We start from the raw sequence: 24,555 nt of genomic DNA on the forward strand, positions 1-24,555 counted from the left end.
AACCATGCAACTCACAGGTCAGCTCCTGATCGGCCCATCGGCCGTCGCCGGACAGAACGGCTCCTTCCACGCGCTCGCCGCCGCCACCGGCGAACCGCTCGAACCGGCGTTCGGCGGCGCGAGCCTGCACGACCTGGAAACGGCGTGCGCGCTCGCCGACGATGCGTTCGACACGTATCGCGAAACGTCGCTCGACGCGCGCGCCGCGTTCCTCGACGCGATCGGCCGCCACATCATGGCGCTCGGCGACGACCTGATCGAGCGCTGCGTCGTCGAAACGGGATTGCCGCGCGCGCGCATCGAAGGCGAACGCGGCCGCACGGTCGGCCAGCTCGCGCTGTTCGCGTCGCTCGTGCGCGACGGTGGATTTCTCGACGCACGCATCGACCCGGCGCGCCCGGAGCGCAAGCCGCTGCCGCGCGTCGACCTGCGCCTGCGCAACGTCGCGGTCGGGCCCGTGGCCGTATTCGGCGCGTCGAACTTCCCGCTCGCGTTCTCGGTGGCCGGCGGCGACACGGCGTCGGCGCTGGCGGCCGGCTGCCCGGTGATCGTCAAGGCGCATTCCGCGCATCCGGGCACGTCGGAGCTCGTAGGCCGCGCGATCCAGCAGGCCGCGCGCGAATGCGGGATGCCGGCCGGCGTGTTCTCGCTGCTGTTCGACGCGTCGCGCGAGATCGGCCAGGCGCTGGTCGCCGATCCGCGCATCCAGGCCGTCGGCTTCACCGGCTCGCGCCGCGGCGGCGTGGCGCTGATGCATATCGCGGCCGCGCGAGCCGAGCCGATCCCCGTCTACGCGGAAATGAGCTCGATCAATCCGGTGGTGCTGTGTCCCGCCGCGCTCGAGGCCCGTCACGACACCATCGCACCGCAGTTCGTCGCGTCGCTCACGCTCGGCGCCGGCCAGTTCTGCACGAACCCGAGCCTCGTACTCGCGATCGACGGCGCCGCGCTGCGCGCATTCGAAGCCGCGGCGGCCGATGCGCTGCGCGCGGCAGCCGCACAAACGATGCTGACACCCCACATCCACGCGAGCTATGCGCAAGGCGTCGCGGCGCTGCGCGCTCACGATGCGGTCGAGCTGCTCGCCGAAGGCGCGGAAGGCGGCCGTCACCAGGCCCGCGCGGCGCTGTTCGCGACGTCCGCCGACGCATTCGTCGCGCATCGCGAATTGCGCGACGAAGTGTTCGACCCTGCGTCGCTGATCGTGCGCTGCCCGGACGCCGACACGCTGCATCGCGTGCTGAAATCGCTCGAAGGCCAGTTGACGATCGCCGCGCATCTCGCCGACGGCGACGCGGCGCTGTTCGCCGCGTTGCGCCCGACGCTCGAACGCAAGGCCGGTCGCATCCTCGTCAACGGTTTCGGCACAGGTGTCGAGGTCGGCCACGCGATGGTGCACGGCGGCCCGTTCCCGGCGACGTCCGACACGCGTACGACGTCGGTCGGCGCACGCGCGATCGAGCGCTTCCTGCGCCCCGTGTCGTACCAGGACGTGCCGGACGCGCTGCTGCCCGACGCGATCCGCAGCAGCAATCCGCTGCACGTGCCGCAACGCATCGACGGCGTGCCCGCCCCGCGCGAGGTGAACCATGTCTGAGCGCACCGCCGAAGTCGTCCTGTCGCTCGATGAAGTCCACGCGCTCGCGCTGCGCGTGCTGACGCACAACGGGATGTCCGACGCGCATGCACGGGCCATCGCCAACGTGATCGCGCAGGGCCAGCGCGACGAGTGCCACTCGCACGGCGTGTACCGGCTGCTCGTGTGCGTGCGCTCGCTGAAGAAGGGCAAGGTCGATCCGCAGGCCGTGCCGACGCTGCGCCGGCTGTCGTCGTCGATCGTCGCGGTCGACGCGAATCGCGGCTTCTCGCTGCTGAGCTTCGAGACCGGGCTGCCGGTGCTCGTCGAGATGGCGAAGCAGCACGGCATCGCCGCGATGGCGATCAACCACTGCTATCACTTCTCCGCGCTGTGGCCCGAGGTCGAGGCGATCGCCGCCGAAGGGCTGGTCGGCATCGCGATGAACCCGAGCCATAGCTGGGTCGCGCCGGAAGGCGGCCGCGAGCCCGTATTCGGCACCAACCCGATCGCGTTCGCGTGGCCGCGCCCGGGCGGCGAGCCATTCGGCGAGCCCTTCGGCGAGCCGTTCGTGTTCGATTTCGCGACGAGCGCGATCGCGCGCGGCGACATCGAACTGCACGCGAAACAGGGCAAGGCGATTCCGTCGCACTGGGCGATCGACGCGGACGGCCAGCCGACTACCGACCCGAAGGCCGCGCTGCAAGGCGCGATGCGCACGTTCGGCGGCCACAAGGGCTCGGCGCTGGCGGCGATGGTCGAACTGCTCGGCGGCGCGCTGATCGGCGACATGACGAGCCGGGAATCGATGGACTTCGACGAAGGCGTCGGCGCGACGCCCTGCCACGGCGAACTCGTGATCGCGTTCGATCCGAAGGTGTTTCTCGGCGACGATCTCGAAGCGGGGCTCGCGCGCGCCGAGCGGATGTTCGAATCGATCGTCGCGCAGGGCGCGCGGCTGCCGTCGCAACGGCGCTTCGACGCCCGTGCGCGCAGCATCGCGAACGGCGTGCGGATTCCGAAGGCGCTGTACGACGAGATCCTGACGCTGCTCGACTGATGCGCGATCGAGCGGCACGGTGCGGCTGCATCGTCGGCGGGACGGGCGATGAAGCCGCCGCCCGGTTGCGCCGGCAATGGTTTGCATCGGGCGTCGTGCTTGGTGGGCTTGGTGGGCTTGGTGGGCTTGGGAGGCTTGGTGGCCTTCGTGGCCTTCGTGGCCTTCGTGCATTCAGCCGCCCCCGGCGCCCAGCCCCGCCCCGCTCGCCCGCGCCCGCCGGCGCCGCCGGCCCGGCGGCTGTGGGATAATCGTCGAGTTTGCCCAGGGCGCAGCTCAAGAGGTTGTTCGCACGGGCGCGCGAGAGGCCTTTATTCCCGTGCCTCCACCCTTTTCCGCGATATTTCTTCAGCCATCACCATGCCCACATACCGTTCCAAAACCTCTACCGCCGGCCGCAACATGGCAGGTGCGCGCTCGCTGTGGCGCGCCACCGGCATGAAAGACGACGATTTCTCGAAGCCGATCATCGCGGTCGTCAACTCGTTCACCCAGTTCGTGCCCGGGCACGTGCACCTGAAGGATCTCGGCCAGCTCGTCGCGCGCGAGATCGAAGCCGCGGGCGGCGTCGCGAAGGAATTCAACACGATCGCGGTCGACGACGGCATCGCGATGGGCCATGACGGCATGCTGTATTCGCTGCCGAGCCGCGACATCATCGCCGACTCGGTCGAATACATGGTGAACGCGCACTGCGCGGACGCGATGGTGTGCATCTCGAACTGCGACAAGATCACGCCGGGGATGCTGATGGCCGCGATGCGCCTGAACATTCCGGTGATCTTCGTGTCGGGCGGCCCGATGGAAGCCGGCAAGACGCGTCTCGCGAACCCGGTCACCAAGACCGTCGAACTGAAGAAGCTCGACCTCGTCGACGCGATGGTGATCGCGGCCGACCAGTCGTATTCGGATGCCGACGTCGCCGAAGTCGAACGCTCGGCGTGCCCGACCTGCGGTTCGTGCTCGGGCATGTTCACCGCGAACTCGATGAACTGCCTGACCGAAGCGCTCGGCCTGTCGCTGCCCGGCAACGGCACGGTGGTCGCCACGCACGCCGATCGCGAACAACTGTTCAAGCGCGCCGGCCGCCGCATCGTCGAACTGACGCGCCAGCACTACGAGCAGGACGACGAACGCGTGCTGCCGCGCTCGGTCGGCTTCAAGGCGTTCGAGAACGCGATGACGCTCGACATCGCGATGGGCGGTTCGACCAACACGATCCTGCACCTGCTGGCGATCGCGCAGGAAGCCGGCATCGACTTCACGATGAAGGACATCGATCGCCTGTCGCGCAGCGTGCCGCAGCTGTGCAAGGTCGCGCCGAACACGAACAAGTACCACATCGAGGACGTGCACCGCGCAGGCGGCATCATGGCGATCCTCGGCGAACTCGACCGCGCCGGCAAGCTGCACACCGACGTGCCGACCGTGCACGCGCCGACGCTGAAGGATGCGCTCGACCAGTGGGACATCGTCCGCACGCAGGACGAAGCCGTGCGTACGTTCTACCTGGCCGGCCCGGCCGGCATCCCGACGCAGGTCGCGTTCAGCCAGGACACGCGCTGGCCGAGCCTCGACCTCGATCGCGCCGAAGGCTGCATCCGCTCGTACGAGCACGCATTCTCGAAGGAAGGCGGCCTTGCCGTGCTGACGGGCAACATCGCGCTCGACGGCTGCGTGGTGAAGACGGCCGGCGTCGACGAGAGCATCCTCGTGTTCGAAGGCTCGGCGCACGTGACCGAATCGCAGGACGAAGCGGTCGAGAACATTCTGAACGACAAGGTCAAGGCCGGCGACGTGGTGATCGTGCGCTACGAAGGCCCGAAGGGCGGCCCGGGCATGCAGGAAATGCTCTACCCGACCAGCTACATCAAGTCGAAGGGGCTCGGCAAGGTGTGCGCGCTGCTGACGGACGGCCGGTTCTCGGGCGGCACGTCGGGTCTGTCGATCGGCCATTGCTCGCCGGAAGCGGCAGCGGGTGGCGCGATCGGCCTCGTGCGCGACGGCGACCGGATCCGCATCGACATTCCGAATCGCACGATCGACGTGCTGGTGTCGGACGAGGAGCTGGCGCGCCGCCGCGAAGAACAGAACGCGAAGGGCTGGAAGCCCGCGCAGCCGCGCCCGCGCAAGGTGTCCGCGGCGCTGAAGGCGTACGCGAAGCTCGTCATGTCGGCCGACAAGGGCGCCGTGCGCGATCTGTCGCTGCTCGACGACTGATGCCGCGAGCGACCGGCGACCGGCGACCGGTAGCACCTTACCTCGCCGCGCTTGCCCGATCCAAAAGCCGCTCTTCGGAGCGGCTTTTTTTCGTCCGGCGCCCGGAGCACCCGCGGTGCGGCCCCGTCAGTGACGGAGTTCGTCGGGGCCGCCACCCCCGCCGCCGCCGTGGTTGCCGCCACCGTTTCCGCCGCCTTGCGGCCGTGCATAACCGCCGCCCCCGCCTCCCTGGCGTACCGGCGGCGGCATCGCGCGACCCTCTCCGCCCGGTGCAGGCGGCGGGCGCAGCACCGCCGGCGGCGGGCTGGCCGGACGCGTATTACCCGCCCCACCCGGCATCGGCGTCGGCGCCGACGGGCTGGCCGGACGCGCATTACCCATCCCACCCGGCATCGGCGTCTGCGCCGGCGGGCTGGCCGGACGCGCATTACCCACCCCACCCGGCATCGGCGTCGGTGCCGGTGCCGCCGGCGCCGGCACGCGGTTCGCGCCGTTCCAGCCGCCGCGCGTCGCCGACGGCCGCGTGTCGTGCACGGGCGGCGGGCCGCCCGGCGCGACCTGCATCGGCACGCCCGGTTGCGGACGCCCTTGCGCCGGCGGCACGCCGCCGGGGCCGAGCCTCGGCTCCGGACGATGCGCCCAGCGATCGCGGTCGGGATACCACGGGCGGTGCCGGTAATAGCGATCCCAGTACGCGCCGATCGCGAACCCGGTCACCGGCACGCCGATGATCGCGCCATATTCGAGCAACGGCACGTAGCTGCCCTGGTAGGGATAGTCGAGCAACTGCGCATCGATCCAGCCGCGCACGCCCGGCAATGCGACGTCGCACCACGTGTAGTCGCTCAGGCAACCGAATACGTCCAGCGCGGTGCCGGGCGGAATCTGCGCGACCACCGGATAATCGGGCGCAGGCCCGGCATACAACTCGGCCGGCGAATTCGTGTAAGCGCTGCTCTGCGCGTCGGCGACGCCCGGTGCGGCCGCGAGGCCGGCCAGGACGACGCACAGACTTCGGACGATCGTGTTCCTCATGATGCTCTCCCGCGTCGCGCCGACGCGCGCCGGTCAGTGGCGATGGCCGCCGCCCCAGTGACCGCCACCCCAATGACCGCCGCCCCACGGACGATGCCAGTACCCGCCTCGCCCGCCCCAGTATCCGCCGCCCCAGCGGCCCCAGAAGCCGATCGTCACGGGCGGCCCGTACCAGCCGGAGTAGTACGCCGGGTAGTAATACGGATACGGTGGCGGCACATAGGCCGGGGCGACATACACCGGCACCGCCGTGTCGGCGTCGACCTGCGCCTGCGGCACGGTCGACGGGGCCGGCGCCGGTGCGGCCGTTGCGACTGGCGTGTCGCGCTGCGTCACCGCGGCAGGCACCGGCGCGTAATAAGGTGCATAACCGTACGGGCTCGTGTAGTAGCAGCCGCCAAGCGCCAGTGCGGCCAGCGCGACGGCGGCGGGCCTCGCGGCGGAAATGGGGTTCATCTCGTACTCCGGCAGAATCCGCGCGCCGCCGCCGGGCGCGCGCCTGACTCTAGCTTACGTCCCCTGCAGATTTCCGCGCGTATGATCGGTTACTTTTTGTTTCCTGCCCTGACCGGCGAAGCAGGCACGCCGCGTGCTGGGCCGTCGGCGGCGCCGACGTTGAAGTTGGCGCAAATGCCCTCAACTTGAACGATGTCGGGCTGACCGGCGCGGACGGGCGTCCGCGATCCACCGGCCCCCGCAAACCGGCGAGCTTCGGCCCGCCCAGACAGGAACGCGGCTCGCGCCGCCATCGACATGACTACGCCACGCCCCACTTCCCGGGCGGACACACCGCTCGATCCGATCATTCAGTTGCTGGCGCTCGCCGGCGAGCAAGGTTATCTGACGCACGCCGACCTCGTCGACGCGCTGCCGCCCGAAAGCGACAGCCCCGACGCGCTCGACGTCGTGCGCGCCGCGCTTGCCGACATCGGCATCGCGGTATTCGACGAGCCGGCCGTGCCTGCGCCGTTCGCCGGCGCGGCGCCGGTCGAAGTCGATCGCGACGCGCTCGACGAAGGCCGGGCCATGCTCGGCGACCTCGCGCGCGGCACGAGCGCGTCGACCGATCCGCTCGCGCTCTACATGCGGCGCATGCACGCGGTGCCGCTGCTCACGCGCGAAGGCGAAATCGTCCTCGCCCGCGAGATCGAAACGGGCCGCCATCAAGTACTGCACGCGATTGCCGGCTATCCGCCCGCGGTCGACGCGCTGCTCGAGCGTCATCGCGCGACGGGCAGCGCCGGCTCGACCGGCTCGCCCGATGACGACGACGCCGGTGCATCCGCGCCCGCCCGCTACGATGCGGTGCACGCAGCAGTGTCGGCACTGCGCGGCGCATTGCATGCGCATGGCAGCCGTTCGGCCGAATACCGCGACGCGCGCAACCACGTGGCCGCCCTTCTCGGTTCGCTCCCGTGGGTCGCGCCGGCTGTCGACGACGCGAGCCGTGCGGTCCGCGCGCTCGCGGCCGCCCCTCACGATCCGTCGGCGGCCGACGCGGCGTGCTTCGACGCAGTCGCCCGGCGCGCGCTCGCAGCCGCACTGAGCGACGGCCAGCAGAAGGTGCGCGACGCGACGCGTGCGATGCTCGAGGCGAACCTGCGGCTCGTGCTGTCGATCGCGCGCAAGTACCTGAACCGCGGCGTCGACCTGTCCGACCTCGTGCAGGACGGCTGTCTCGGCCTGATGCGCGCGATCGAGAAATTCGAATACCGGCGCGGATTCAAGTTCTCGACCTATGCGACGTGGTGGATTCGCCAGGCGATCGCGCGCGCGGTCGCGGATCGCTCGCGCACGATTCGCGTGCCGGTGCACGTCGGCGATCAGTACCAGCGCGTACAGCGGCATGCGCTGCGCTTTCGCCAGCGCACGGGCCGGCGGGCTACGCCGGCCGAGCTCGCGGCCGAAACCGGCATCGACGAAGACAAGCTGCGCGCGGTGCTCGCGCTGCCCGCCGAGCCGGTCTCGCTCGACACGCCGCTGCCCGACGCGGACACCGGCCTCGTCGAATTGATCGAGGATCAGGCCTCGGCCAGCCCGTTCGAGCAACTGGCCGACACGCGCATGCGCGACTGCGTGCGGTCGCTGCTGCGGTCGGTCACGCCGACCGAGGCCGACGTGCTGCGCCGGCGGTTCGGCCTCGGCGGCGCCGAGCCCGACACCTACGACGCGATCGCGCAGGACGCGGGGATGTCGCGGGAGCGCGTGCGGCAGATCGAGAAACGGGCGCTCGCCGCGCTGCGTACGGCCGCCGAGGCCGAGAACGCGCAGTCGTTTCTCGACGCTTGACCGCATCGAGCGCAGCGCCGATCGTGCCGCGTTCCGGCACGACCGTGCGCTGCGCGCCTGTGCTACGTTTGTCATTGACGCGCATCAAACTTTCTTCGTTGCGCGTCGCCACAATGGTTGACAGCCGACCGGCGCGTCGCTCGCCGCGTCCATTCCGTTTGTGCTTTCCGGGCCCCTCGCCATGCAGTCGACCGTTAGCCAGACGTACGAGGAAAACCGGTCCATCGCGGCCTGCCTGCGCGAGGCCGCGCAGTGGCTCGTCGACCAGGGCGCGAACCCGTACCGGGTCGCCGCGTACCGCGCGGCGGCCGATACCGTCGACGCGCTCGAGCGCGACATCCGCGGCGTGTTCGAAACCGGCGGCGTCGAGGCGCTCGGCGCGCTGCCCGACATCGGCGCGGGCGTCGCGCAGGCGATCGCCGAGCTGCTGGTGACGGGACGCTGGCGCCAGCTCGATCGCTTGCGCGGCGATGCGGAACGCGCATCGGCCTTCGACGCGGTGCCGGGCATCGGCCACGCGCTCGCGCTGCGCATTCATGACGCACTGCACATCGACACGCTGGAAGAGCTCGAACGCGCGGCCCGCAACGGCCAGCTCGAAACGATCGCGGGCGTCGGCCCGCGCCGAGCGGCCGGCATCCGCGCCGCACTCGACGACGTGCTGAGTCGCCGCCGGCGCTGGCAAGGTCACATGCAGAACGCCGATCCCGGCACGGAACCGCCCGTCGAACTGCTGCTTTACATCGACCGCCAATACCGCAACAAGGCGGCCGCCGGCGTGCTGCCGAGGCTCACGCACCGGCGCCTGAACGCGGACGGTTACGTGCCGCCGCCCGTGATGCACATGACCAAGGGCGGCTGGCACTTCACGGTGCTGAGCCAGCATGCCGCGATGCGCACGCCGGAAGCCGGGCGCCCGACCGACTGGGTCTCGCTCTACTTCTACGACGCCGTGCAGTGCGAGCACCAGCGCACCGTCTTCACCGAAACGTACGGCGCGCTCGTCGGCAAGCGGATCGTGCGCGGGCGCGAGATGGAATGCCGCGTGTATTACGCGGGATGAGTCATGCGTCGACGGTTTTGCCGACGTCGAGGGCGGCTCGAGCGGCGTCCCTCTTGACGATTCGGGCATGTCGAACCCGTTACGTCGCCACGTCACCACCCTCCCGTCGAATCGCTACCGCTACGCTCGCCCTCGCGCAGGCTCGCCGCCTACGCGCTTTCCGCCTTCGCGCGGCGTGCCGGACGACGATGCGCGGCAATGCGCAACAGCTTCTGGAACGACGGGCACTCGAGATGGTTCGCCGCCGGGCACACGGCCGCATGCCGCAGCGCATCGCGCACCGCGCCGAGACGGCGGATCGTGCGGTCGAGCTCGTCGGCCTTGCCATCGAGCTTCGCGCGATCGATCGCGGGCCGACCGTCGCCGCCGACCATCGCGAGCATGTCGTCGAGCGAGAAACCGGCCTCCCGGCTGAGCGCGATCAACGCCAGGCGCTCCAGCACCGACGCGTCGTATTGCCGCCGCAGCCCGTGCCGGCCGATCGGCACGATCAGCCCCTTTTCCTCGTAGTAACGCAGCGTCGACGCGGGCAATCCCGAGCGCCGCGCCACGTCCGCGATGTCCAGTCGGCTCATGCTTGACCTCAAGTGAACTTGAAGTTGCAAGATAGTCGCTCGACTTCACGAAGACAAGCCCGGTGGAATCAGCCGCCGTCGCCGCGCTGCGCCGTTTCCTCGTGGCGATCGAGCGCGTCGAGCAGGTTGCCCGGCCGGCTCATCGCGGCCCTCAGCCTGGCGGCTTTCTCGATATCGGCCGGCGCGGTGAGCTTCGCGCCCTGATCGAGGTACTGTTGCGCGCGCGTCTCGCCTGCGGCGGCCGCCAGCCTCAACAACGCATTCGCGGCGATCGGATCGGATGCGACACCGCTGCCAGCGTAGTACTGCACGCCCAGCCGGAACAGCGAGGTCGCGGCCCCTTGGGCCGCAGCGAGCCGATACCATCTCGCCGCTTCGGCGTCGTCCTTGCGCACGCCCTGCCCGTTTTCGTACATCAGGCCGAGATTGTTCTGCGCGTTCGCGTCACCCTGTTCCGCGGCGAGTCGGTACCACTTGAATGCCTCGGTGTCGCTCTGCGTCACGCCGCGCCCGCTGTCGTACAGGTAACCGAGGGCGTTCTGTGCTTGCGGCTCGCCCTGATCGGCCGCGCGCCGATACCATTTGGCGGCTTCCGCGGCATCCTGCGGCACGCCGGTCCCGGCGTCGTACATCAGCCCCAGATACAGCTGCCCTCTCGGCAGGCCCTGTTCGGCCGCGCGCCGGTAGAGCCGCACCGCTTCCGCGCTATCCTGCGGCGCGCCTTCGCCGTCCTCGTATGCGCGGCCGAGATTGCACAACGCATCCCCATTGCCCTGCGCGGCCGCGCGTCGATACCAGCTCACGGCCTCCGCACGGCTTTGCTCGACGCCGATGCCGGTTTCGTACAGCGTGCCGAGATTGTTCTGCGACGCCGCGTCGCCCTGATCGGCGGCCCGCCGGTACCATTTCGCGGCTTCGGCGGGATTCCGTTCGACGCCGTCGCCGTGCTCGTACATCAGCGCGACGCTGAATTCGCCGTCCAGATCGCCGCGCTTCGCCTTCGCCATCGCCGCGTCGAACGCCCCGGGCGCATCGTCGTGCCCGAGCCAGGCGGTGCCGCCCCCGACGATCAATACCAGCGCGAGCGCGATGAGGATCGCAATGCGGGCTTTCCGGCCCATTCGTCGTGCCTCGGTCATCTCTCAGTGTTCTCTTTTTTGTAGTTGCAACCGGTACGCCCGACCGCGCACCCGCGTCACTCGCCGCCGCAGTCGATCAGGTTGCGGCGCACGCGCCCGAGCAGCCGCACCAGCGTCTCGCGCTCGTCGGGCGTGAAGCCGCGCAGCCCGTCGTCGGCGACGGTGTCGCCCACCTCCAGCATCTGCGGAAAGATCTCGCGCGACTTGTCGGTCAGCCGGATCACGAACGCGCGGCGGTCGTCGTCGTTCGCGACGCGCTCGATCCACCCATAGCTTTCCATCCGGTCGAGCAGCCGCGTGAGCGAGATCGGCGTGATCTCGAGCCATTCGGCGAGCCGCGCCTGGTTCATCTCGCCCTTCCACGTCAGGTACGCGAGCACGCGGCTTTGCGCCCGCGTCAGCCCGATGCGCTTCGCGCGCCGATCGAACAGGCGCCCGTTCAGGCGAGCCACGTCGGCGATCAGGTAACCGATCCGGTTCTCGTAGGTCTTGTCCATGCGGCGATTATAGGGTCAAGCCGAAACCGACCCGAGGCTGGCGACTCGGCAATAAGCAGCTATATAATGAGTATGCTTATAATTTGCGCCATACCGGATCGCCGCCCACGGCGACCGCCCCACGGAGACACCCGCTTGAACCCCGCCGCCGACGTCCCCGCTTCGCCCGCCCTGAACCGGCCGATGCTGACCTTGTCGATCATGCTCGCCACGCTGATCCAGACCCTCGACAGCACGATCGCGAACGTCGCGCTGCCCCACATGCAGGGCACGCTGTCCGCGTCGCAGGACGAAATCACGTGGGTGCTGACCTCCTACATCGTCGCCGCAGCGATCGCGACGCCGCTCACCGGCTGGCTGTCCGACCGGCTGAGCGTAAAGCGGCTGCTGATCGTGTCGATCGCCGGCTTCACGGTTGCGTCGGCGCTGTGCGGGCTGTCGGAGACGCTCGTGCAGATCGTCGGCGCGCGGCTGCTGCAAGGCGTGTTCGGCGCCGCGCTGGTGCCGCTGTCGCAATCGATCCTGCTCGACATCAACCCGCGCGAGAAGCAGGGCCAGGCGATGGCGATCTGGGGGATGGGCGTGATGGTCGGCCCGATCCTCGGCCCGACGCTCGGCGGCTGGCTCACCGACAGCTACAACTGGCGCTGGGTGTTCTTCATCAACGTGCCGATCGGCGCATTCGCGCTCGCCGGCGTAATGACCTTCCTGCCGGCGCGCGCGCCGCGCCCGCACGTGAAATTCGACGCGTTCGGCTTCGCGACGCTCGCGCTCGCGATCGGCGCGTTCCAGGCGATGCTCGACCGCGGCGAACAGCTCGACTGGTTCGGTTCGTACGAGATCCGCATCGAGGCGCTCGTCGCGGCGCTCGGCTTCGCGTTCTTCCTCGCGCATACGGCGAGCGTCGGCAAGGCGTCGTTCTTCAAGTCGGAACTGCTGCGCGACCCGAATTTCGCAACGGGCACGCTGTTCATCTTCGTGGTCGGCGCGGTGCTGTATGCGACGCGCGCGCTGCTGCCGCCGATGCTGCAGAACCTGATGGGCTACCCGGTCGCGACGACGGGCCTCGTCACCGCGCCGAGCGGCGCCGGCACGATGATCGCGATGCTGTTCGTCGGGCGGCTGCTGAAATACGTGGATGCGCGGATGCTGCTGCTCGCGGGGCTGTCGATTTCCGCGCTCGCGCTGTGGCAGATGATGCAGTACACGGTCGTGCTGTCCGAAGCGGACATCGTGTGGCCCGGCGTGATCCAGGGCTTCGGTCTCGGGCTCGTGTTCGTGCCGCTGAGCGCGCTGTCGTTCTCGACGTTGCCGCCCGACCTGCGCGCCGACGGCACGGCCACCTACAGCCTGATGCGCAACATCGGCAGCAGTATCGGCATCTCGATCGTGCAGACGCTGATGACGCGCAATACGCAGGTCGCGCATGCCGATCTCGCGGCCCACGTCACGCCGTTCGACCCGGCCGTGCAGGCGATCGCCGGCAGCCGCGTCGACATCGCACTGCTCGACCGCACGATCAACCAGCAGGCGACGATGATCGCGTACCTGAACGATTTCAAACTGATGTTCGTCGCGACGCTGCTGATGATCCCGCTATTGCTGCTGATCCGCCCGCCGCAGAAGGCGGCGAGCGTCGACGTCGCGCATGCGGCGATGGATTGACGAGCGCGCATGCGCCCGTCCGGGGCCGCGTCAGGCCTTCATCGTCCCGGTTCGCACGTAGCGCTCGTGCCACGACAGCGCCTCGGCGAGCAGATGCGGCGTGTGCTTGCCGAAGCTGTCGCGCGACGCGCGCTCGAAGTAGTCCTCGAGCATCGGCCGGTAGTCCGGGTGCGCGCAGCTCGCGATGATCTTGCGCGCGCGCTGCTTCGGCGACAGGCCGCGCAGGTCGGCCAGCCCCTGCTCGGTGACGACGACCGCGACGTCGTGCTCGGTATGGTCGACGTGGCTCGCCATCGGCACGATCCGCGAGATCGCCCCGCCCTTCGCGGTGCTGGCCGACATGAAGCACGACAGGTAGCCGTTGCGCGCGAAGTCGCCCGAGCCGCCGATGCCGTTCTGGATCTTCGTGCCCATCACGTGCGTCGAGTTCACGTTGCCGTAGATGTCGGCCTCGATCATCCCGTTCATCGCGATGCAGCCGAGCCGGCGCACGAGTTCCGGATGGTTGCTGATCTCCTGCGGGCGCAGCACGATCTTCTCGCGGAACGTCGCGATTTCGTCGGCGAAGCGCTGCACGGCGGCCGGGCTCAGCGACAGCGCGGTGGCCGATGCGAAGCTCAGCGTGCCGTCGTCGAGCAGGTCGAGCATGCCGTCCTGGATCACTTCCGTGTACGCGGTCAGGTTCGAGAAGCCGGCCGAGCTCAGTTCCGCGAGCACCGCGTTCGTGATGTTGCCGACGCCCGACTGCAGCGGCAGCAGGTTTTCCGGTAGACGGCCGCGCTTCACTTCGTGGCGCAGGAAGTCGATCAGCTGCAGCGCGATCTGCTTGGACGTCGCATCGGGCGCGGTGAACGCATTGCTGCGATCGGGCGCGTCGGTCTCGACGATCGCGACGATCTTGTCGGCCGGGCAGCGCAGGTACGGCTCGCCGATCCGGTCGTCGCTCTTCGTGAGCGGAATCGGCTTGCGGTGCGGCGGCAGCGCGGTGCCGTAGTAGATGTCGTGCATCCCGTCGAGGCCGAGCGGCTGGCGCGAATTGACCTCGAGGATCACGTGCTTCGCGCGCTCGAGCCACGTCTTGTTGTTGCCGATCGACGCGGACGGAATCAGCAGGCCGTCCTCGCGAATGCCCGCGACTTCGACGATCGCGACGTCGAGATCGCCGTACAGCCCGAACCATGCGTATTGCGCGACGTGGCTCAGGTGGACGTCCTGGTAATCGACTTCGCCGCCGTTGATCTTGTCGCGCAACGTCGGGTCGGACTGATACGGCAGTCGCATCGAAATGCCGTTCGTGCGGGCGAGCGCCCCGTCGAGTTCCGGTGCGGTCGACGCGCCCGTCAGCACGTTGATCCGGAAGTCCTCGCCGCGCGCGTGCGCCGCGTCGATGTGGGCGGCAAGCGCGGCCGGCACGGCCTTCGGATAGCCCGACCCGGTGAAGCCGCTCATGGCGACGGTCATGCCGGGGCGGATCAGCGCGGCGGCTTCGTCGGCGGTGCGGACGAGCGAACGCAGGGCGGGAGCGAGGATGCGTGATGAAGACATGGCTGGTTATCTGACGCTTTGGTCTGTCGTTGACGTCGCGGGGGGTGTCTCCTGAGCGACGCGAAGCCCTTGGGGCCGCGAGGGGCGGCCCGGCACCACGGGCACGGTCGGAGTATCGCAGAGGCCATCGCCGCGAAATGTCCGCTGGATGCAAAAGATCCTTGCCGGATTTGCCGGGTATCGAACGAGCGTTCTGTGACAGGCGACCCGCCTCCCGCCGAATGCATGCGAAAGGCGCGCGAAAGCATCGGGCGAATCATGGATTCGCGATCCATCGACCGTCGCGCATCAATCGATGCGATTTCGCCGACATTGACGGCCTCCGGCTCGGTAATCGCCGATACCCGTCCGGCGCGGCCGATTGTCGCCCGATGCGGCTTTTCCGGACCTGACGGAGATCAAGGTCGCATGCGCTGCGCGACGCCGGCCACACGGCGCGAAAAACCGGCCAGATCCGCCTGCGAGGCCCGTCCGGCCTTGACAGCCGCGTGAGGCGAACCACACTGGAAGACGGGTTCGCCGACCGGATGGCCGCCCCGTTCACCCATGCGTTTTTGGCCCGGCCGATGCCGTCAAGACGCGGTAACACTCCCGTATGTCAGGACATTGATCGAATAAAAAGCAACAAATTACAATTCCGTATATATTTCGCCGATGGACCAAAGAAAAACCGCCACACGCCCCGAGCCACCCCCGCCACGCACCTGGGATGCGCGGCTCGCGCGCTCGCTCGTCCGACCGCTCGTCGATACGCCGGTCACCCCGAATCACCTCACCACCGTTCGTCTGCTGATCGGCCTCGCCGGCGCCTGGTGCCTCGCGCACGGCGGCTTCGGCTGGAGCAACGCAGGCGCGTTCCTGATCGTGCTGTCGAACTTCGTCGACCACACCGACGGCGAGCTCGCGCGCATCAGCGGCAAGTCCAGCAAGATCGGTCATTTTTACGACCTGGCGGCCGATGCGCTCGTCACGGTCGCGCTGTTCGTCAGCATGGGCGTCGGCATCGTCGCCCAGGGCGGCCAGATGGCCGCGTCGCCGGTGCTGCTCGGCGCGGTGGCCGGCGCGGCCGTCGCGCTGATCTTCTTCCTGCGCATGCGGATCGAATCGATCGCCGGCAAGGCCGGCACCAAGCAGGCGTTCGCCGGCGGCTTCGAGACGGAAGACGTGCTGTACCTGCTGCCGATCGTGACGCTCGTCGACGGCGTCGAGCCGTTCCTGCTCGCGGCGTCGATCGGCGCTCCGCTGTTCGCCGCCTGGGTCGTGATCGACTGGTGGCGCATCGTGCGGCGCGGCACCCTCCCGCAGAACCCGGCCGCGCAGAACCCAACTGAAATCCAGGCTTCCAAATGACTCCTAGCACGCGCGACGATTCCGTGCTGAGCCCGGCACGCCCCGCGCCCGTGCGCGCGGCCGCGGCCGCGGCCGATCCCGATCGCACCGTGGCCGACTGCGTCGGCCGGCTCGACCTCGACCGCCTGCGCGACGACTACACGCGCCAGGGTTCGTTCCTCTACCTCGACGCGTTCCTGCCGGCCGACGCGCACGCGAAGCTGGCGCATGCCGCCCGCGCGATGCAGGCCGGCCTGAACCGCAATTACCTGCCCGGCCACAAGCAGGGCGGCAGCGTGAGCCGCCATACGATCGACGAGCAAGCGCCGTACATCGCCGAGCTGTATCGCTCGAAGGCGCTGATCGGATTCCTCGAGAAAATCACGGGCGACAAGCTGATGCTGTCGCCGGACGACGATCCGCACGCGTACGCGCTGTATTACTACACGAAGCCCGGCGACCACATCGGCTGGCACTACGACACGTCGTACTACGACGGCCGCCGCTATACACTGCTGATCGGCGTGATCGACGAATCGTCGTGCCGGCTCGACTACGAACTGCACACGCGCAACCCGGACGTCGCCGACGAACCGGGCTCCGTGCAGATCGCCGACGGCGGCATCGTGCTGTTCGACGGCGACAAGCTGCGCCACCGCATCACGCCGCTCGGCCAGAACGAAATACGCGTGTCGCTCACGTTCGAATACGTGACGAACCCCGGCATGCGGCCGTGGAAGCGCTTCATCTCGAACATGAAGGACGCGATCGCGTATTTCGGTTTCCGCCAGGTGTTCAAGCAACTGGCGACGCGACGCACGAGCGGGTCATGACACGCGCGGGCCTCATCCTGCTGTCCCTCGGGACCGCACTCTTCATCGCACTCCTGGCCTGGCAGGGCATCGGCGCGGTAGCGTCCACGTTCCTCGCGGCCGGCTGGGGCCTCGCGCTCGTCGCGGCGTTCCACGTCGTGCCGCTCGCGATCGACGCGGTCGCGATCTCCGTGATGTTCCGCCGCGGGCAGCCCGCCGCCGAACTCGGCAATGCGCTGCGCGCGCGCTGGGTCGGCGAATCGGTGAACAGCCTGCTGCCCGCCGGGCAGATCGGCGGCCCGGTGCTGATGGTGCGCCACCTCGCGCAGCGCGGCACGCGGATGGCCGATGCGGCCGCCGCCGTGACCGTCAGCACGACGATGCAGGCGCTCGCGCAAATGGCCTTCGCGCTGATCGGCATCGCCGCGTTCAGCCTGTATGCGACGCACGAGTCGGTCGCGCACCTGCGCACGCCCGCGCTGATCGCCACCGGCGTGCTCGGCGCGCTCGCGGTGATGTTCTATCTGGCGCAGCGGCGCGGGCTGTTCGGCCGCGGGCTGCGCCTCGCGTCGAAGCTGCTCGGCCCGCGCGACTGGTCGTCGCTCGCCACGCGCGCCGACGCGATCGACGACGCGGTCGGCGCGCTGTACCGCGATCGCGCGAAAGTCGCGAAGACCTTCGCATTGAGTCTCGCCGGCTGGATCGTCGGCACCGCGGAAGTGTGGCTCGCGCTGCACTTCCTCGGGCATCCGGTGAGCTGGCTCGACGCGCTGCTGCTCGAAAGCGTCGGCCAGGCGATTCGCGGGGCAGCCTTCGCGATCCCGGGCTCGCTCGGCGCGCAGGAAGGCGGCTACCTGCTGCTCGCGCCGCTGGTCGGGTTGCCGCCCGACGCGGCGCTCGCGCTGTCGCTCGCGAAGCGCGCGCGCGAACTCGCGCTCGGCCTGCCCGGCCTGCTCTATCTGCATTTCAGTGAAAGAAACTGGCAGCGGCGCCATGCGCCGCAGCCGCTCGCCGACTGATCGTTCAGATCGCCGGCTTTTTGGTTGGAGAACCCATGCGAGCCATCATTCTTGCGGCAGGCCTCGGCTTGCGCCTGCAACAACCGCCCGAAGCGCAGTTCCCGAAGTGCCTGCTGCGCTTCGACGACGTGTCGCTGCTCGAGCGCCATCTGCGCGTGCTCGATGCCGCGGGCGTCGACGAGATCGTGCTCGGGCTCGGCTTTCAGCACGAGAAAGTCGAGCAGGAACTGAAGCGCCTCGGCCGCCAGGCCGAGATCGTGATCAACGACCGCTACGACCTCGGCAGCGTGCTGACCGTGCATACCGTCGCCGATGCGATGACGCGCGGCGGCGACGTGCTGCTGATGGACGCGGACGTGCTGTACGACGAGAACATCCTGCACGCGCTGGTGGCCGACGCCGACAAGCCGGTCGATCGCCTGCTGATCGATCGCGACTTCGAGGCCGGCGACGAACCCGTCAAGCTGTGCCTGAAGAACGGCGTGCCGGTCGAGCTGCGCAAGCAGCTCGCGGTCGACCTCGACTACGACACGATCGGCGAATCCGTCGGCTTCTTCCGCTTCACCGAAGGCACCGCGCGCCGCCTCGCGACGATCGTCGCGGGCTACGTCGACAGCGGCCGCGCGAACATGCCGCACGAGGAAGCCGTGCGCGACCTGCTGCTCGAAGGCGGCCATTCGTTCGACGTCGCCGACGTCACCGGCTCGCCGTGGATCGAGATCGACTTCCCGAACGACGTCGCACGCGCGACGCAAGACATTCTTCCCCTGATTCAACGCACCACCGCCGGAGCCGCACGATGAACGCACGCGAACCCAACTTCACCGAATCGCGCAGCGCGCGCCTGCGTCGCATGCTCGTGAGCAGCGACCTCGAATTCCTGATGGAAGCGCACAACGGCCTGTCGGCGCGGATCGTCCGCGAGGCCGGCTTCAAGGGGATCTGGGCGTCGGGCCTCGCGATCTCCGCGCAATTCGGCGTGCGCGACAACAACGAGGCGAGCTGGACCCAGGTGGTCGACGTGCTCGAGTTCATGGCCGACGCGAGCGACCTGCCGATCCTGCTCGACGGCGACACCGGCTACGGCAACTTCAACAACGTGCGCCGCCTCGTGAAGAAGCTCGAGCAGCGCGGCATCGCGGGCGTCTGCATCGAGGACAAGCAGTTCCCGAAGACGAACAGCTTCATCGACGGCGAGCGCCAGCCGCTCGCCGAGATCGACGAGTTCTGCGGCAAGATCAAGGCCGGCAAGGATTCGCAGACCGATCCCGATTTCTCGATCGTCGCGCGCGTCGAGGCGCTGATCGCGGGCTGGGGGATGGACGAGGCGCTGCGCCGCGCGAACGCGTATGCGGAAGCCGGCGCCGATGCGATCCTGATCCACAGCAAGCTGTCGCGTCCGGACGAGATCCTGCAGTTCGCGCGCGAATGGAGCGGCAAGGCGCCGCTCGTGATCGTGCCGACCAAGTACTACAGCACGCCGACCGACGTGTTCCGCCAGGCCGGCATCAGCACCGTGATCTGGGCGAACCACCTGATCCGCGCGTCCGCGTCGGCGATGCAGGCCGTCGCGCGCGAGATCCACGAGAACGAAACGCTGATCAACGTCGAAGACCGCGTCGCGTCGGTCAACGAGATCTTCCGCCTGCAGGACGCCGACGAGTATTCGGCGGCCGAGCGCATCTACCTGTCGTCGTCGTCGCGCGCGTCGAATGCGGCGGTCGTGCTCGCGGCGAGCCGCGGCAAGGGCCTCGAAGCCGTCACCGAAGACAAGCCCAAGGTCATGCTGCCGGTCGCCGGCAAGCCGCTGTTGCGCTGGCTCGTCGACGGCTTCAAGAAGCAAGGCGTAAACGACATCACCGTGGTCGGCGGCTACCGCGCCGATGCGATCGACACGTCGGGCATCAAGCTCGTCGTCAACGAACGCCATGCGCAGACGGGCGAGCTCGCGTCGCTCGCCTGCGCGGCCGAACGCCTGACCGGCGACACCGTGATCTCGTACGGCGACCTGCTGTTCCGCAGCTACATCCTGCGCGACCTCGCCGAGAGCGAGGCCGAGTTCAGCGTGGTGGTCGATTCGTCGCTGACCGAGCCGTCGAACCAGAGCGTGCGCGACTTCGCCCTCTGCTCGGCAGCCGACGATCGCGGCCTGTTCGGCCAGAAGACCTACCTGCAACGCGTGTCGAGCGACGTCGCCGCGGGCACCCCGCACGGCCGCTGGATCGGCCTGCTGAACGTGCGCGGCGCCGGTGTCGACCGCCTGAAGGCGATGCTCGCGACGCTGCAGGCGCGTCCCGATTTCGACACGCTCGACATTCCGTCGCTGCTGAACGAACTGATCGCCGCCGGCGAGAAGATCGAGGTGCAGTACGTGCACGGCCACTGGCGCGGCGTCAACGACCTGGAAGACTTCCGCCGCGCGGGCGACTTCGCGCACGGCCAGACGCCGCTGTCCGAACCGGGCGCCGGCAACGGGGGCGCGCAATGATCGAAGCGGCACAGTTCGTCGAGGCCGCGCGCGAGCGCGGCTTCGACTGGTACGCGGGCGTGCCCTGCTCGTACCTGACGCCGTTCATCAATTACGTGCTGCAGGACCCGACGCTGCACTACGTGTCGGCCGCGAACGAAGGCGACGCGGTCGCGCTGATCGCAGGCGCGACGCTCGGCGGCAAGCGCGGGATCGCGATGATGCAGAACTCGGGGCTCGGCAACGCGGTGAGCCCGCTCACGTCGCTGACCTGGACGTTCCGGCTGCCGCAGTTGCTGATCGTCACGTGGCGCGGCCAGCCGGGTGTGGCCGACGAGCCGCAGCACGCGCTGATGGGGCCGATCACGCCCGCGATGCTCGACACGATGGAGATCCCGTGGGAGACGTTCCCGACCGACCCCGAACAGGTCGGCCCGGCGCTCGACCGCGCGATCGCGCACATGGACGCGACGGGCCGCCCGTACGCGCTCGTGATGCAGAAAGGCAGCGTCGCGCCGTATGAGCTGAAGGCGAACCCGGCCGCGAAGCCGCGCGCGCACGTCGCCGCGCAATCGTGGTCGCGCGCCGGGTCGGCCGATGCATGGCCGACCCGCCACGATGCGCTGCAGCGCGTGATCGCGCATACGCCGGTCGATTCGACCGTCGTGCTTGCGTCGACCGGCTTCTGCGGCCGCGAGCTCTACGCGCTCGACGATCGCCCGAACCAGTTGTACATGGTCGGCTCGATGGGCTGCGTGACGCCGCTCGCGCTCGGCCTCGCGCTCGCGCGCCCCGACCTGCGCGTGGTGGCCGTCGACGGCGACGGCGCAGCGCTGATGCGCATGGGCGTGTTCGCGACGCTCGGCGCCTACGGCCCGGCCAACCTCACGCACGTGCTGCTCGACAATGGCGCGCACGAATCGACCGGCGGCCAGGCGACCGTGTCGCAACATGTGTCGTTCGCGGGCGTTGCCGCCGCGTGCGGGTATGCGTCGGCGGTCGAAGGCGATACGCTCGACGTGCTCGATGCGACGCTGGCCGCAACGGGGAACGGTGCGCAATTCGTTCGCGTGGCGATCCGCACGGGCGTGCCCGACGGCCTGCCCCGCCCGACCGTCACGCCGGTCGAGGTCAAGACCCGTCTGATGCGGCACATCGGCGCCGCGCAGACCGCCGCCCACGTTGAAGGAGCTCATTGATGCTGCTGCTGAACCCCGGCCCGGTCACGCTCACCGAACGCGTGCGCCGCAGCCTGCTGCAACCCGATCTGTGCCATCGCGAAAGCGAGTTCTTCGACCTGCAGGATGAAGCGCGCGCGCGCCTCGTCGCCGCGTACGAACTCGATCCGGCCGAATGGGCCGCCGTGCTGATGACGGGTTCGGGCACCGCCGCCGTCGAGAGCATGATCGCCGCGCTCGTGCCGCAGGACGGCAAGCTGCTCGTGATCGAGAACGGCGTGTACGGCGAGCGGATCACGCAGATCGCCACGCAGTACGGCATCGCGCACGACGTGTTGAAGCATGAGTGGATGCAGGCGCCCGATCTCGCGCAGATCGGTGCGAAGCTCGACGCGGGCGGGTACTCGCATGTCGCCGTGATTCATCATGAAACGACGACGGGCCGGCTGAACGATCTCGGCGCGATTGCGGACGTGTGCCGTGCGCGCGGTGTGAAGATGCTCGTGGATGGCGTCAGCAGCTTCGGCGCGGAAGCGATCGACTTCGCCGGTGGCGACATCGATGCGGTTGCCGCCACCGCGAACAAGTGCCTGCACGGCGTGCCCGGCGCGGCGTTCGTGATCGTGCGCCGTAGTGCACTCGCGAAGGCGGCGAGCCGGACTTACTATCTCGATCTCGGTCGGCTTGCAAAGCTGCAGGATCAGCGCAATACGCCGTTTACGCCGTCCGTGCATGCGTATTACGCGCTCGTCGAGGCGCTGCGCGAGTTCGATGAGGCCGGCGGCTGGCGTGCGCGACATGCGCATTACAAGGCGCTTGCGGATCAGGCACAGGCGGGGCTTGCTGCGCGCGGGATGCCGCTGGTGCTGCCGGAAGGTGCGTCGTCGGTCGTGCTGCGTGCGTATCGGTTGCCGCAGGGCGTCACGTACGAGACGCTGCATGATGGGCTGAAGGCGCGTGGTTTCGTGATTTATGCGGGGCAAGGCGGGCTGTCGAAGGAGTTGTTCCGCATCTCCACGATGGGCGCGATTCAGGCGGCCGATGTCGAGCGGTTGCTGGACGGGTTTACGGCGTTGACGCGGTAAGCGTCGTCCGCGACTTCGTCCAGGAAAGGCCCGCGAGGGCCTTTTTTGTTGTCATTTGCAAATTCCTGAGGCGTGGAACACGTCGTCGGCATTCGGCCAAGAGCGATCCTTTACTCTGGCAGTTTGAATGTCCAATTTGATCACGTTCGTAAGTATTCGGCCCGCGAGCGCTACTCCAGGTCTCAGCAATGGATTCAAAAGGGCTGATCCATCCGTCTTAACATGTCTCCCTCGCCGTCATGAGTACGGCATTTGCGTCTCGATCTGGCCCGTGCCATATTGCGGTTCATGCACGTAAACACTGTTCTACGCGACTATTTTTTGGAATTCGGCGAAGACCTCCATGTCGATGCCAATAAGCCACTGCTGCGTGCGAGCGAGGTAGCCAAATACCTGTACCTCATTCAGTTCGGTGCAGTGCGTCTCTGTGTGCGCAATGCCGAAGGTGCGGAAACTACAATTCAGTTCTTCTTCGAAGATGACATGGTTTGCTCGCTGGAAAGCATGCTGAGCGGTTGCCCTAGCGGACTCGAACTGATCACTATGGAAGCATGCCAGTTGCGCGTGCTGGATCGGGATACGGTGCTGACCAAGTTTCAGTCCCATGCAACAATGCCATCCGAACTGCTGGCGCTCACGCAACAGCGACTCGTCGAGTACATCAATCTTTACACGACCGCCATCGCCCAAACGCCGACACAGCGCTACCAGGCCATGCTGGTATCCCAGCCCGACAAGCTCGCACGGATTCCGCTGCACATTCTGGCGGGTTATCTGGGCGTGACCCCGGTGCATTTGAGCCGCATTCGGCGAAGGCTGAAATCCGGCCCGGAATAACAGGCGTTCTGAACATTTGTAAATGACAGCATTGCATCGACCGCGCACCATCGGCCCATCATGACTTTCGTTGGGCCTCATCGAGCATATCTCCCTGACGGAAGTAGAGCGACGGCATAACGACTCCCACATATTCCGGAGAACCTTCGATGGCGATTGATGCGTCTGTTGTACTGCAATTGGGCGGCGCGGCACTTTTGATCTGGGCACTGGCCGGGCTGGCCCGCTGGCTTTGGCTCTATCTTTGGCTACCACAGCGGTTGAATGGAGAGCACCTGGCCGAGCGTTTTGGCCCCGGAAGCTGGGCGCTCATCACCGCGGCCAGCGATGGACTGGGCAAAGCCTTCGCACAGGATCTGGCGCGCTACGGCTTCAACCTGATTCTGGTATCGCGCACGCAGTCCAAACTCGACCGATTAAAAGATGAAATGCAGGCGCTGGGCGTTCAAGTTCGCACTGTGGCAGCAGACCTGTCGAACACCGCCCCGCAAACCTACGAATCCCTGGTCGCCGCCGCCCAGGATGTTGATTTGTCGGTGCTCATCAATTGCGTGGGCACCACGGTACATCGGCGCTATGGCGATGTACCGCTCAAGACCCTGCGCCATCTGGTGGCCGTTAATGTCAGCACCACGGCCATCGTGACATACACGCTGCTTCCGCTCCTGTTGCGCCATGCCACGTCCACGGGACGGCGTGCGGCGCTGTTGAACGTGGGCTCCATCGTCGGCCGATTTTACTGGCCTGGCACTCAGCTCTATGGGGCATGCAAGGCATTTATCGACCACCTGAGCATTCCATTGGCCTATGAGTATCGCGATCAGTTGGATGTGCTGTCCTTCCAGCCCACCGTAATGGCCACGGCCATGGCTGCAGGCATCGAACCAGCGGCCATCACCATCCCTCCACAACAGGCCGCGCATGCTGCGCTGTCCCAACTGGGGCACGTGCTGACGTCCCATGGCCACTGGCGCCATGGCCTGATGGCTGCGTTCCTGGCGGTCTTGCCACGCGAGATCCGCAATGCACTTCTTTTAAAACAGGCACTGGCAATGGGGGAGGTCGAGTTGGCGAGAAGTGAGTAAGCGACGGAATCGGAAAGACTGCTCTGACGCCCAAAGAAGGGGCAGTAAGTTCCATCTCAATGGTTCGCTTGTAGGCAGAACG

The 24,555-nt window shown here is 68.0% G+C and carries 21 protein-coding genes; 15 read left to right on the forward strand and 6 right to left on the reverse strand.

Annotation, left to right across the window (positions count from 1 at the left end; all coding sequences use genetic code 11):
* Nucleotides 1–4: 4 nt before the first annotated feature.
* From WT53_RS21715 to ilvD, 3 genes are all read left to right on the forward strand, one after another.
* Complete coding sequence (locus tag WT53_RS21715; protein ID WP_060261391.1) at nt 5–1,597, forward strand: aldehyde dehydrogenase (NADP(+)); 1,593 nt, start codon at nt 5–7, stop codon at nt 1,595–1,597.
* The gene (locus tag WT53_RS21720; RefSeq protein ID WP_060261395.1) at nt 1,590–2,636 is read left to right on the forward strand and encodes an Ldh family oxidoreductase; all 1,047 of its coding nucleotides are present in this window, start codon (nt 1,590–1,592) and stop codon (nt 2,634–2,636) included. Before WT53_RS21715 ends, WT53_RS21720 begins: the two co-directional genes overlap by 8 nt.
* Nucleotides 2,637–2,993: 357 nt before the next feature.
* Nucleotides 2,994–4,853 carry a dihydroxy-acid dehydratase gene (gene ilvD / locus WT53_RS21725; RefSeq protein ID WP_060261398.1) on the forward strand — a complete coding sequence of 620 codons (1,860 nt, stop codon included), beginning with the start codon at nt 2,994–2,996 and terminating at the stop codon, nt 4,851–4,853.
* A 126-nt stretch (nt 4,854–4,979) separates the two neighbouring features.
* On the opposite strand, the gene WT53_RS21730 is transcribed toward ilvD, so the two are convergent.
* Nucleotides 4,980–5,888 carry an SH3 domain-containing protein gene (locus WT53_RS21730; RefSeq protein WP_060261401.1) on the reverse strand — a complete coding sequence of 303 codons (909 nt, stop codon included), beginning with the start codon at nt 5,886–5,888 and terminating at the stop codon, nt 4,980–4,982.
* Between the two features lie 33 nt (nt 5,889–5,921).
* Nucleotides 5,922–6,344 carry a hypothetical protein gene (locus WT53_RS21735; protein ID WP_034205033.1) on the reverse strand — a complete coding sequence of 141 codons (423 nt, stop codon included), beginning with the start codon at nt 6,342–6,344 and terminating at the stop codon, nt 5,922–5,924.
* Nucleotides 6,345–6,641: 297 nt separating this feature from the next.
* Between WT53_RS21735 and WT53_RS21740 the strand changes: the two genes are divergently transcribed.
* Both WT53_RS21740 and WT53_RS21745 read left to right on the forward strand, forming a co-directional pair.
* The gene (locus WT53_RS21740) at nt 6,642–8,177 is read left to right on the forward strand and encodes a sigma-70 family RNA polymerase sigma factor (RefSeq protein WP_060261404.1); all 1,536 of its coding nucleotides are present in this window, start codon (nt 6,642–6,644) and stop codon (nt 8,175–8,177) included.
* Nucleotides 8,178–8,358: 181 nt separating this feature from the next.
* Nucleotides 8,359–9,240, forward strand: a complete 882-nt coding sequence (locus WT53_RS21745) for a helix-hairpin-helix domain-containing protein (protein WP_059783810.1) — start codon at nt 8,359–8,361, stop codon at nt 9,238–9,240.
* A 149-nt stretch (nt 9,241–9,389) separates the two neighbouring features.
* On the opposite strand, the gene WT53_RS21750 is transcribed toward WT53_RS21745, so the two are convergent.
* From WT53_RS21750 to WT53_RS21760, 3 genes are all read right to left on the reverse strand, one after another.
* Entirely contained in the window at nt 9,390–9,815 is a 426-nt protein-coding gene (locus WT53_RS21750; RefSeq protein ID WP_060261406.1) for a helix-turn-helix domain-containing protein, read from the reverse strand.
* 68 nt (nt 9,816–9,883) lie between these two features.
* The gene (locus tag WT53_RS34375) at nt 9,884–10,936 is read right to left on the reverse strand and encodes a tetratricopeptide repeat protein (protein ID WP_306453936.1); all 1,053 of its coding nucleotides are present in this window, start codon (nt 10,934–10,936) and stop codon (nt 9,884–9,886) included.
* A gap of 74 nt (nt 10,937–11,010) precedes the next feature.
* Nucleotides 11,011–11,451, reverse strand: coding sequence for a MarR family winged helix-turn-helix transcriptional regulator (locus tag WT53_RS21760; RefSeq protein WP_034205037.1), 441 nt, complete (start codon nt 11,449–11,451; stop codon nt 11,011–11,013).
* Nucleotides 11,452–11,634: 183 nt separating this feature from the next.
* Here WT53_RS21760 and WT53_RS21765 point away from each other — a divergent pair, with 183 nt between their 5' ends.
* Nucleotides 11,635–13,116 carry a DHA2 family efflux MFS transporter permease subunit gene (locus WT53_RS21765; RefSeq protein ID WP_373557145.1) on the forward strand — a complete coding sequence of 494 codons (1,482 nt, stop codon included), beginning with the start codon at nt 11,635–11,637 and terminating at the stop codon, nt 13,114–13,116.
* Nucleotides 13,117–13,146: 30 nt separating this feature from the next.
* On the opposite strand, the gene WT53_RS21770 is transcribed toward WT53_RS21765, so the two are convergent.
* Nucleotides 13,147–14,661: an acetyl-CoA hydrolase/transferase family protein gene (locus tag WT53_RS21770; RefSeq protein ID WP_059822621.1), complete on the reverse strand. Its 1,515-nt coding sequence runs from the start codon at nt 14,659–14,661 to the stop codon at nt 13,147–13,149.
* Nucleotides 14,662–15,315: 654 nt separating this feature from the next.
* Here WT53_RS21770 and WT53_RS21775 point away from each other — a divergent pair.
* From WT53_RS21775 to WT53_RS21815, 9 genes are all read left to right on the forward strand, one after another.
* Nucleotides 15,316–16,011 (forward strand): CDP-alcohol phosphatidyltransferase family protein, encoded by a 696-nt coding sequence (locus WT53_RS21775; protein ID WP_060261411.1) that lies wholly within the window; start codon nt 15,316–15,318, stop codon nt 16,009–16,011.
* On the forward strand, nt 16,008–16,823 hold the full coding sequence (locus WT53_RS21780) for a 2OG-Fe(II) oxygenase (protein ID WP_060261414.1): 816 nt from the start codon (nt 16,008–16,010) through the stop codon (nt 16,821–16,823). Before WT53_RS21775 ends, WT53_RS21780 begins: the two co-directional genes overlap by 4 nt.
* Nucleotides 16,820–17,821 (forward strand): HpnL family protein, encoded by a 1,002-nt coding sequence (locus WT53_RS21785; protein WP_034205042.1) that lies wholly within the window; start codon nt 16,820–16,822, stop codon nt 17,819–17,821. The genes WT53_RS21780 and WT53_RS21785 overlap by 4 nt, the downstream gene beginning before the upstream one ends.
* Before the next feature lie 35 nt (nt 17,822–17,856).
* Complete coding sequence (locus tag WT53_RS21790) at nt 17,857–18,624, forward strand: NTP transferase domain-containing protein (protein WP_034205043.1); 768 nt, start codon at nt 17,857–17,859, stop codon at nt 18,622–18,624.
* Nucleotides 18,621–20,309 (forward strand): phosphoenolpyruvate mutase, encoded by a 1,689-nt coding sequence (gene aepX, locus WT53_RS21795; RefSeq protein WP_034205044.1) that lies wholly within the window; start codon nt 18,621–18,623, stop codon nt 20,307–20,309. Before WT53_RS21790 ends, aepX begins: the two co-directional genes overlap by 4 nt.
* Nucleotides 20,306–21,487 (forward strand): phosphonopyruvate decarboxylase, encoded by a 1,182-nt coding sequence (aepY, locus tag WT53_RS21800; RefSeq protein ID WP_034205045.1) that lies wholly within the window; start codon nt 20,306–20,308, stop codon nt 21,485–21,487. Before aepX ends, aepY begins: the two co-directional genes overlap by 4 nt.
* The gene (locus tag WT53_RS21805) at nt 21,487–22,551 is read left to right on the forward strand and encodes a 2-aminoethylphosphonate aminotransferase (RefSeq protein WP_034205046.1); all 1,065 of its coding nucleotides are present in this window, start codon (nt 21,487–21,489) and stop codon (nt 22,549–22,551) included. Before aepY ends, WT53_RS21805 begins: the two co-directional genes overlap by 1 nt.
* A gap of 252 nt (nt 22,552–22,803) precedes the next feature.
* On the forward strand, nt 22,804–23,388 hold the full coding sequence (locus tag WT53_RS21810; protein ID WP_257127857.1) for a Crp/Fnr family transcriptional regulator: 585 nt from the start codon (nt 22,804–22,806) through the stop codon (nt 23,386–23,388).
* A 149-nt stretch (nt 23,389–23,537) separates the two neighbouring features.
* A complete protein-coding gene (locus WT53_RS21815; RefSeq protein WP_034205047.1) occupies nt 23,538–24,473 on the forward strand; it encodes an SDR family oxidoreductase in 936 nt (311 codons plus the stop codon).
* Nucleotides 24,474–24,555 lie beyond the last annotated feature (82 nt).

Origin of the sequence: Burkholderia sp. MSMB2157WGS, assembly GCF_001532755.1 — a bacterium.
Classification (GTDB): domain Bacteria; phylum Pseudomonadota; class Gammaproteobacteria; order Burkholderiales; family Burkholderiaceae; genus Burkholderia.

Coding starts and splice junctions, on each gene's coding strand:
- aepX (WP_034205044.1), top strand. CDS start 18,621: ATGAACGCACGCGAACCCAACTTCACCGAATCGCGCAGCGCGCGCCTG.
- WT53_RS21735 (WP_034205033.1), bottom strand. CDS start 6,344: ATGAACCCCATTTCCGCCGCGAGGCCCGCCGCCGTCGCGCTGGCCGCA.
- WT53_RS21770 (WP_059822621.1), bottom strand. CDS start 14,661: ATGTCTTCATCACGCATCCTCGCTCCCGCCCTGCGTTCGCTCGTCCGC.
- WT53_RS21815 (WP_034205047.1), top strand. CDS start 23,538: ATGGCGATTGATGCGTCTGTTGTACTGCAATTGGGCGGCGCGGCACTT.
- WT53_RS21760 (WP_034205037.1), bottom strand. CDS start 11,451: ATGGACAAGACCTACGAGAACCGGATCGGTTACCTGATCGCCGACGTG.
- WT53_RS21775 (WP_060261411.1), top strand. CDS start 15,316: ATGGACCAAAGAAAAACCGCCACACGCCCCGAGCCACCCCCGCCACGC.
- WT53_RS21745 (WP_059783810.1), top strand. CDS start 8,359: ATGCAGTCGACCGTTAGCCAGACGTACGAGGAAAACCGGTCCATCGCG.
- WT53_RS21780 (WP_060261414.1), top strand. CDS start 16,008: ATGACTCCTAGCACGCGCGACGATTCCGTGCTGAGCCCGGCACGCCCC.
- WT53_RS21805 (WP_034205046.1), top strand. CDS start 21,487: ATGCTGCTGCTGAACCCCGGCCCGGTCACGCTCACCGAACGCGTGCGC.
- WT53_RS21790 (WP_034205043.1), top strand. CDS start 17,857: ATGCGAGCCATCATTCTTGCGGCAGGCCTCGGCTTGCGCCTGCAACAA.
- WT53_RS21730 (WP_060261401.1), bottom strand. CDS start 5,888: ATGAGGAACACGATCGTCCGAAGTCTGTGCGTCGTCCTGGCCGGCCTC.
- aepY (WP_034205045.1), top strand. CDS start 20,306: ATGATCGAAGCGGCACAGTTCGTCGAGGCCGCGCGCGAGCGCGGCTTC.
- WT53_RS21750 (WP_060261406.1), bottom strand. CDS start 9,815: ATGAGCCGACTGGACATCGCGGACGTGGCGCGGCGCTCGGGATTGCCC.
- WT53_RS21740 (WP_060261404.1), top strand. CDS start 6,642: ATGACTACGCCACGCCCCACTTCCCGGGCGGACACACCGCTCGATCCG.
- WT53_RS21715 (WP_060261391.1), top strand. CDS start 5: ATGCAACTCACAGGTCAGCTCCTGATCGGCCCATCGGCCGTCGCCGGA.
- WT53_RS21785 (WP_034205042.1), top strand. CDS start 16,820: ATGACACGCGCGGGCCTCATCCTGCTGTCCCTCGGGACCGCACTCTTC.
- WT53_RS21765 (WP_373557145.1), top strand. CDS start 11,635: ATGCTGACCTTGTCGATCATGCTCGCCACGCTGATCCAGACCCTCGAC.
- WT53_RS21720 (WP_060261395.1), top strand. CDS start 1,590: ATGTCTGAGCGCACCGCCGAAGTCGTCCTGTCGCTCGATGAAGTCCAC.
- WT53_RS34375 (WP_306453936.1), bottom strand. CDS start 10,936: ATGGGCCGGAAAGCCCGCATTGCGATCCTCATCGCGCTCGCGCTGGTA.
- ilvD (WP_060261398.1), top strand. CDS start 2,994: ATGCCCACATACCGTTCCAAAACCTCTACCGCCGGCCGCAACATGGCA.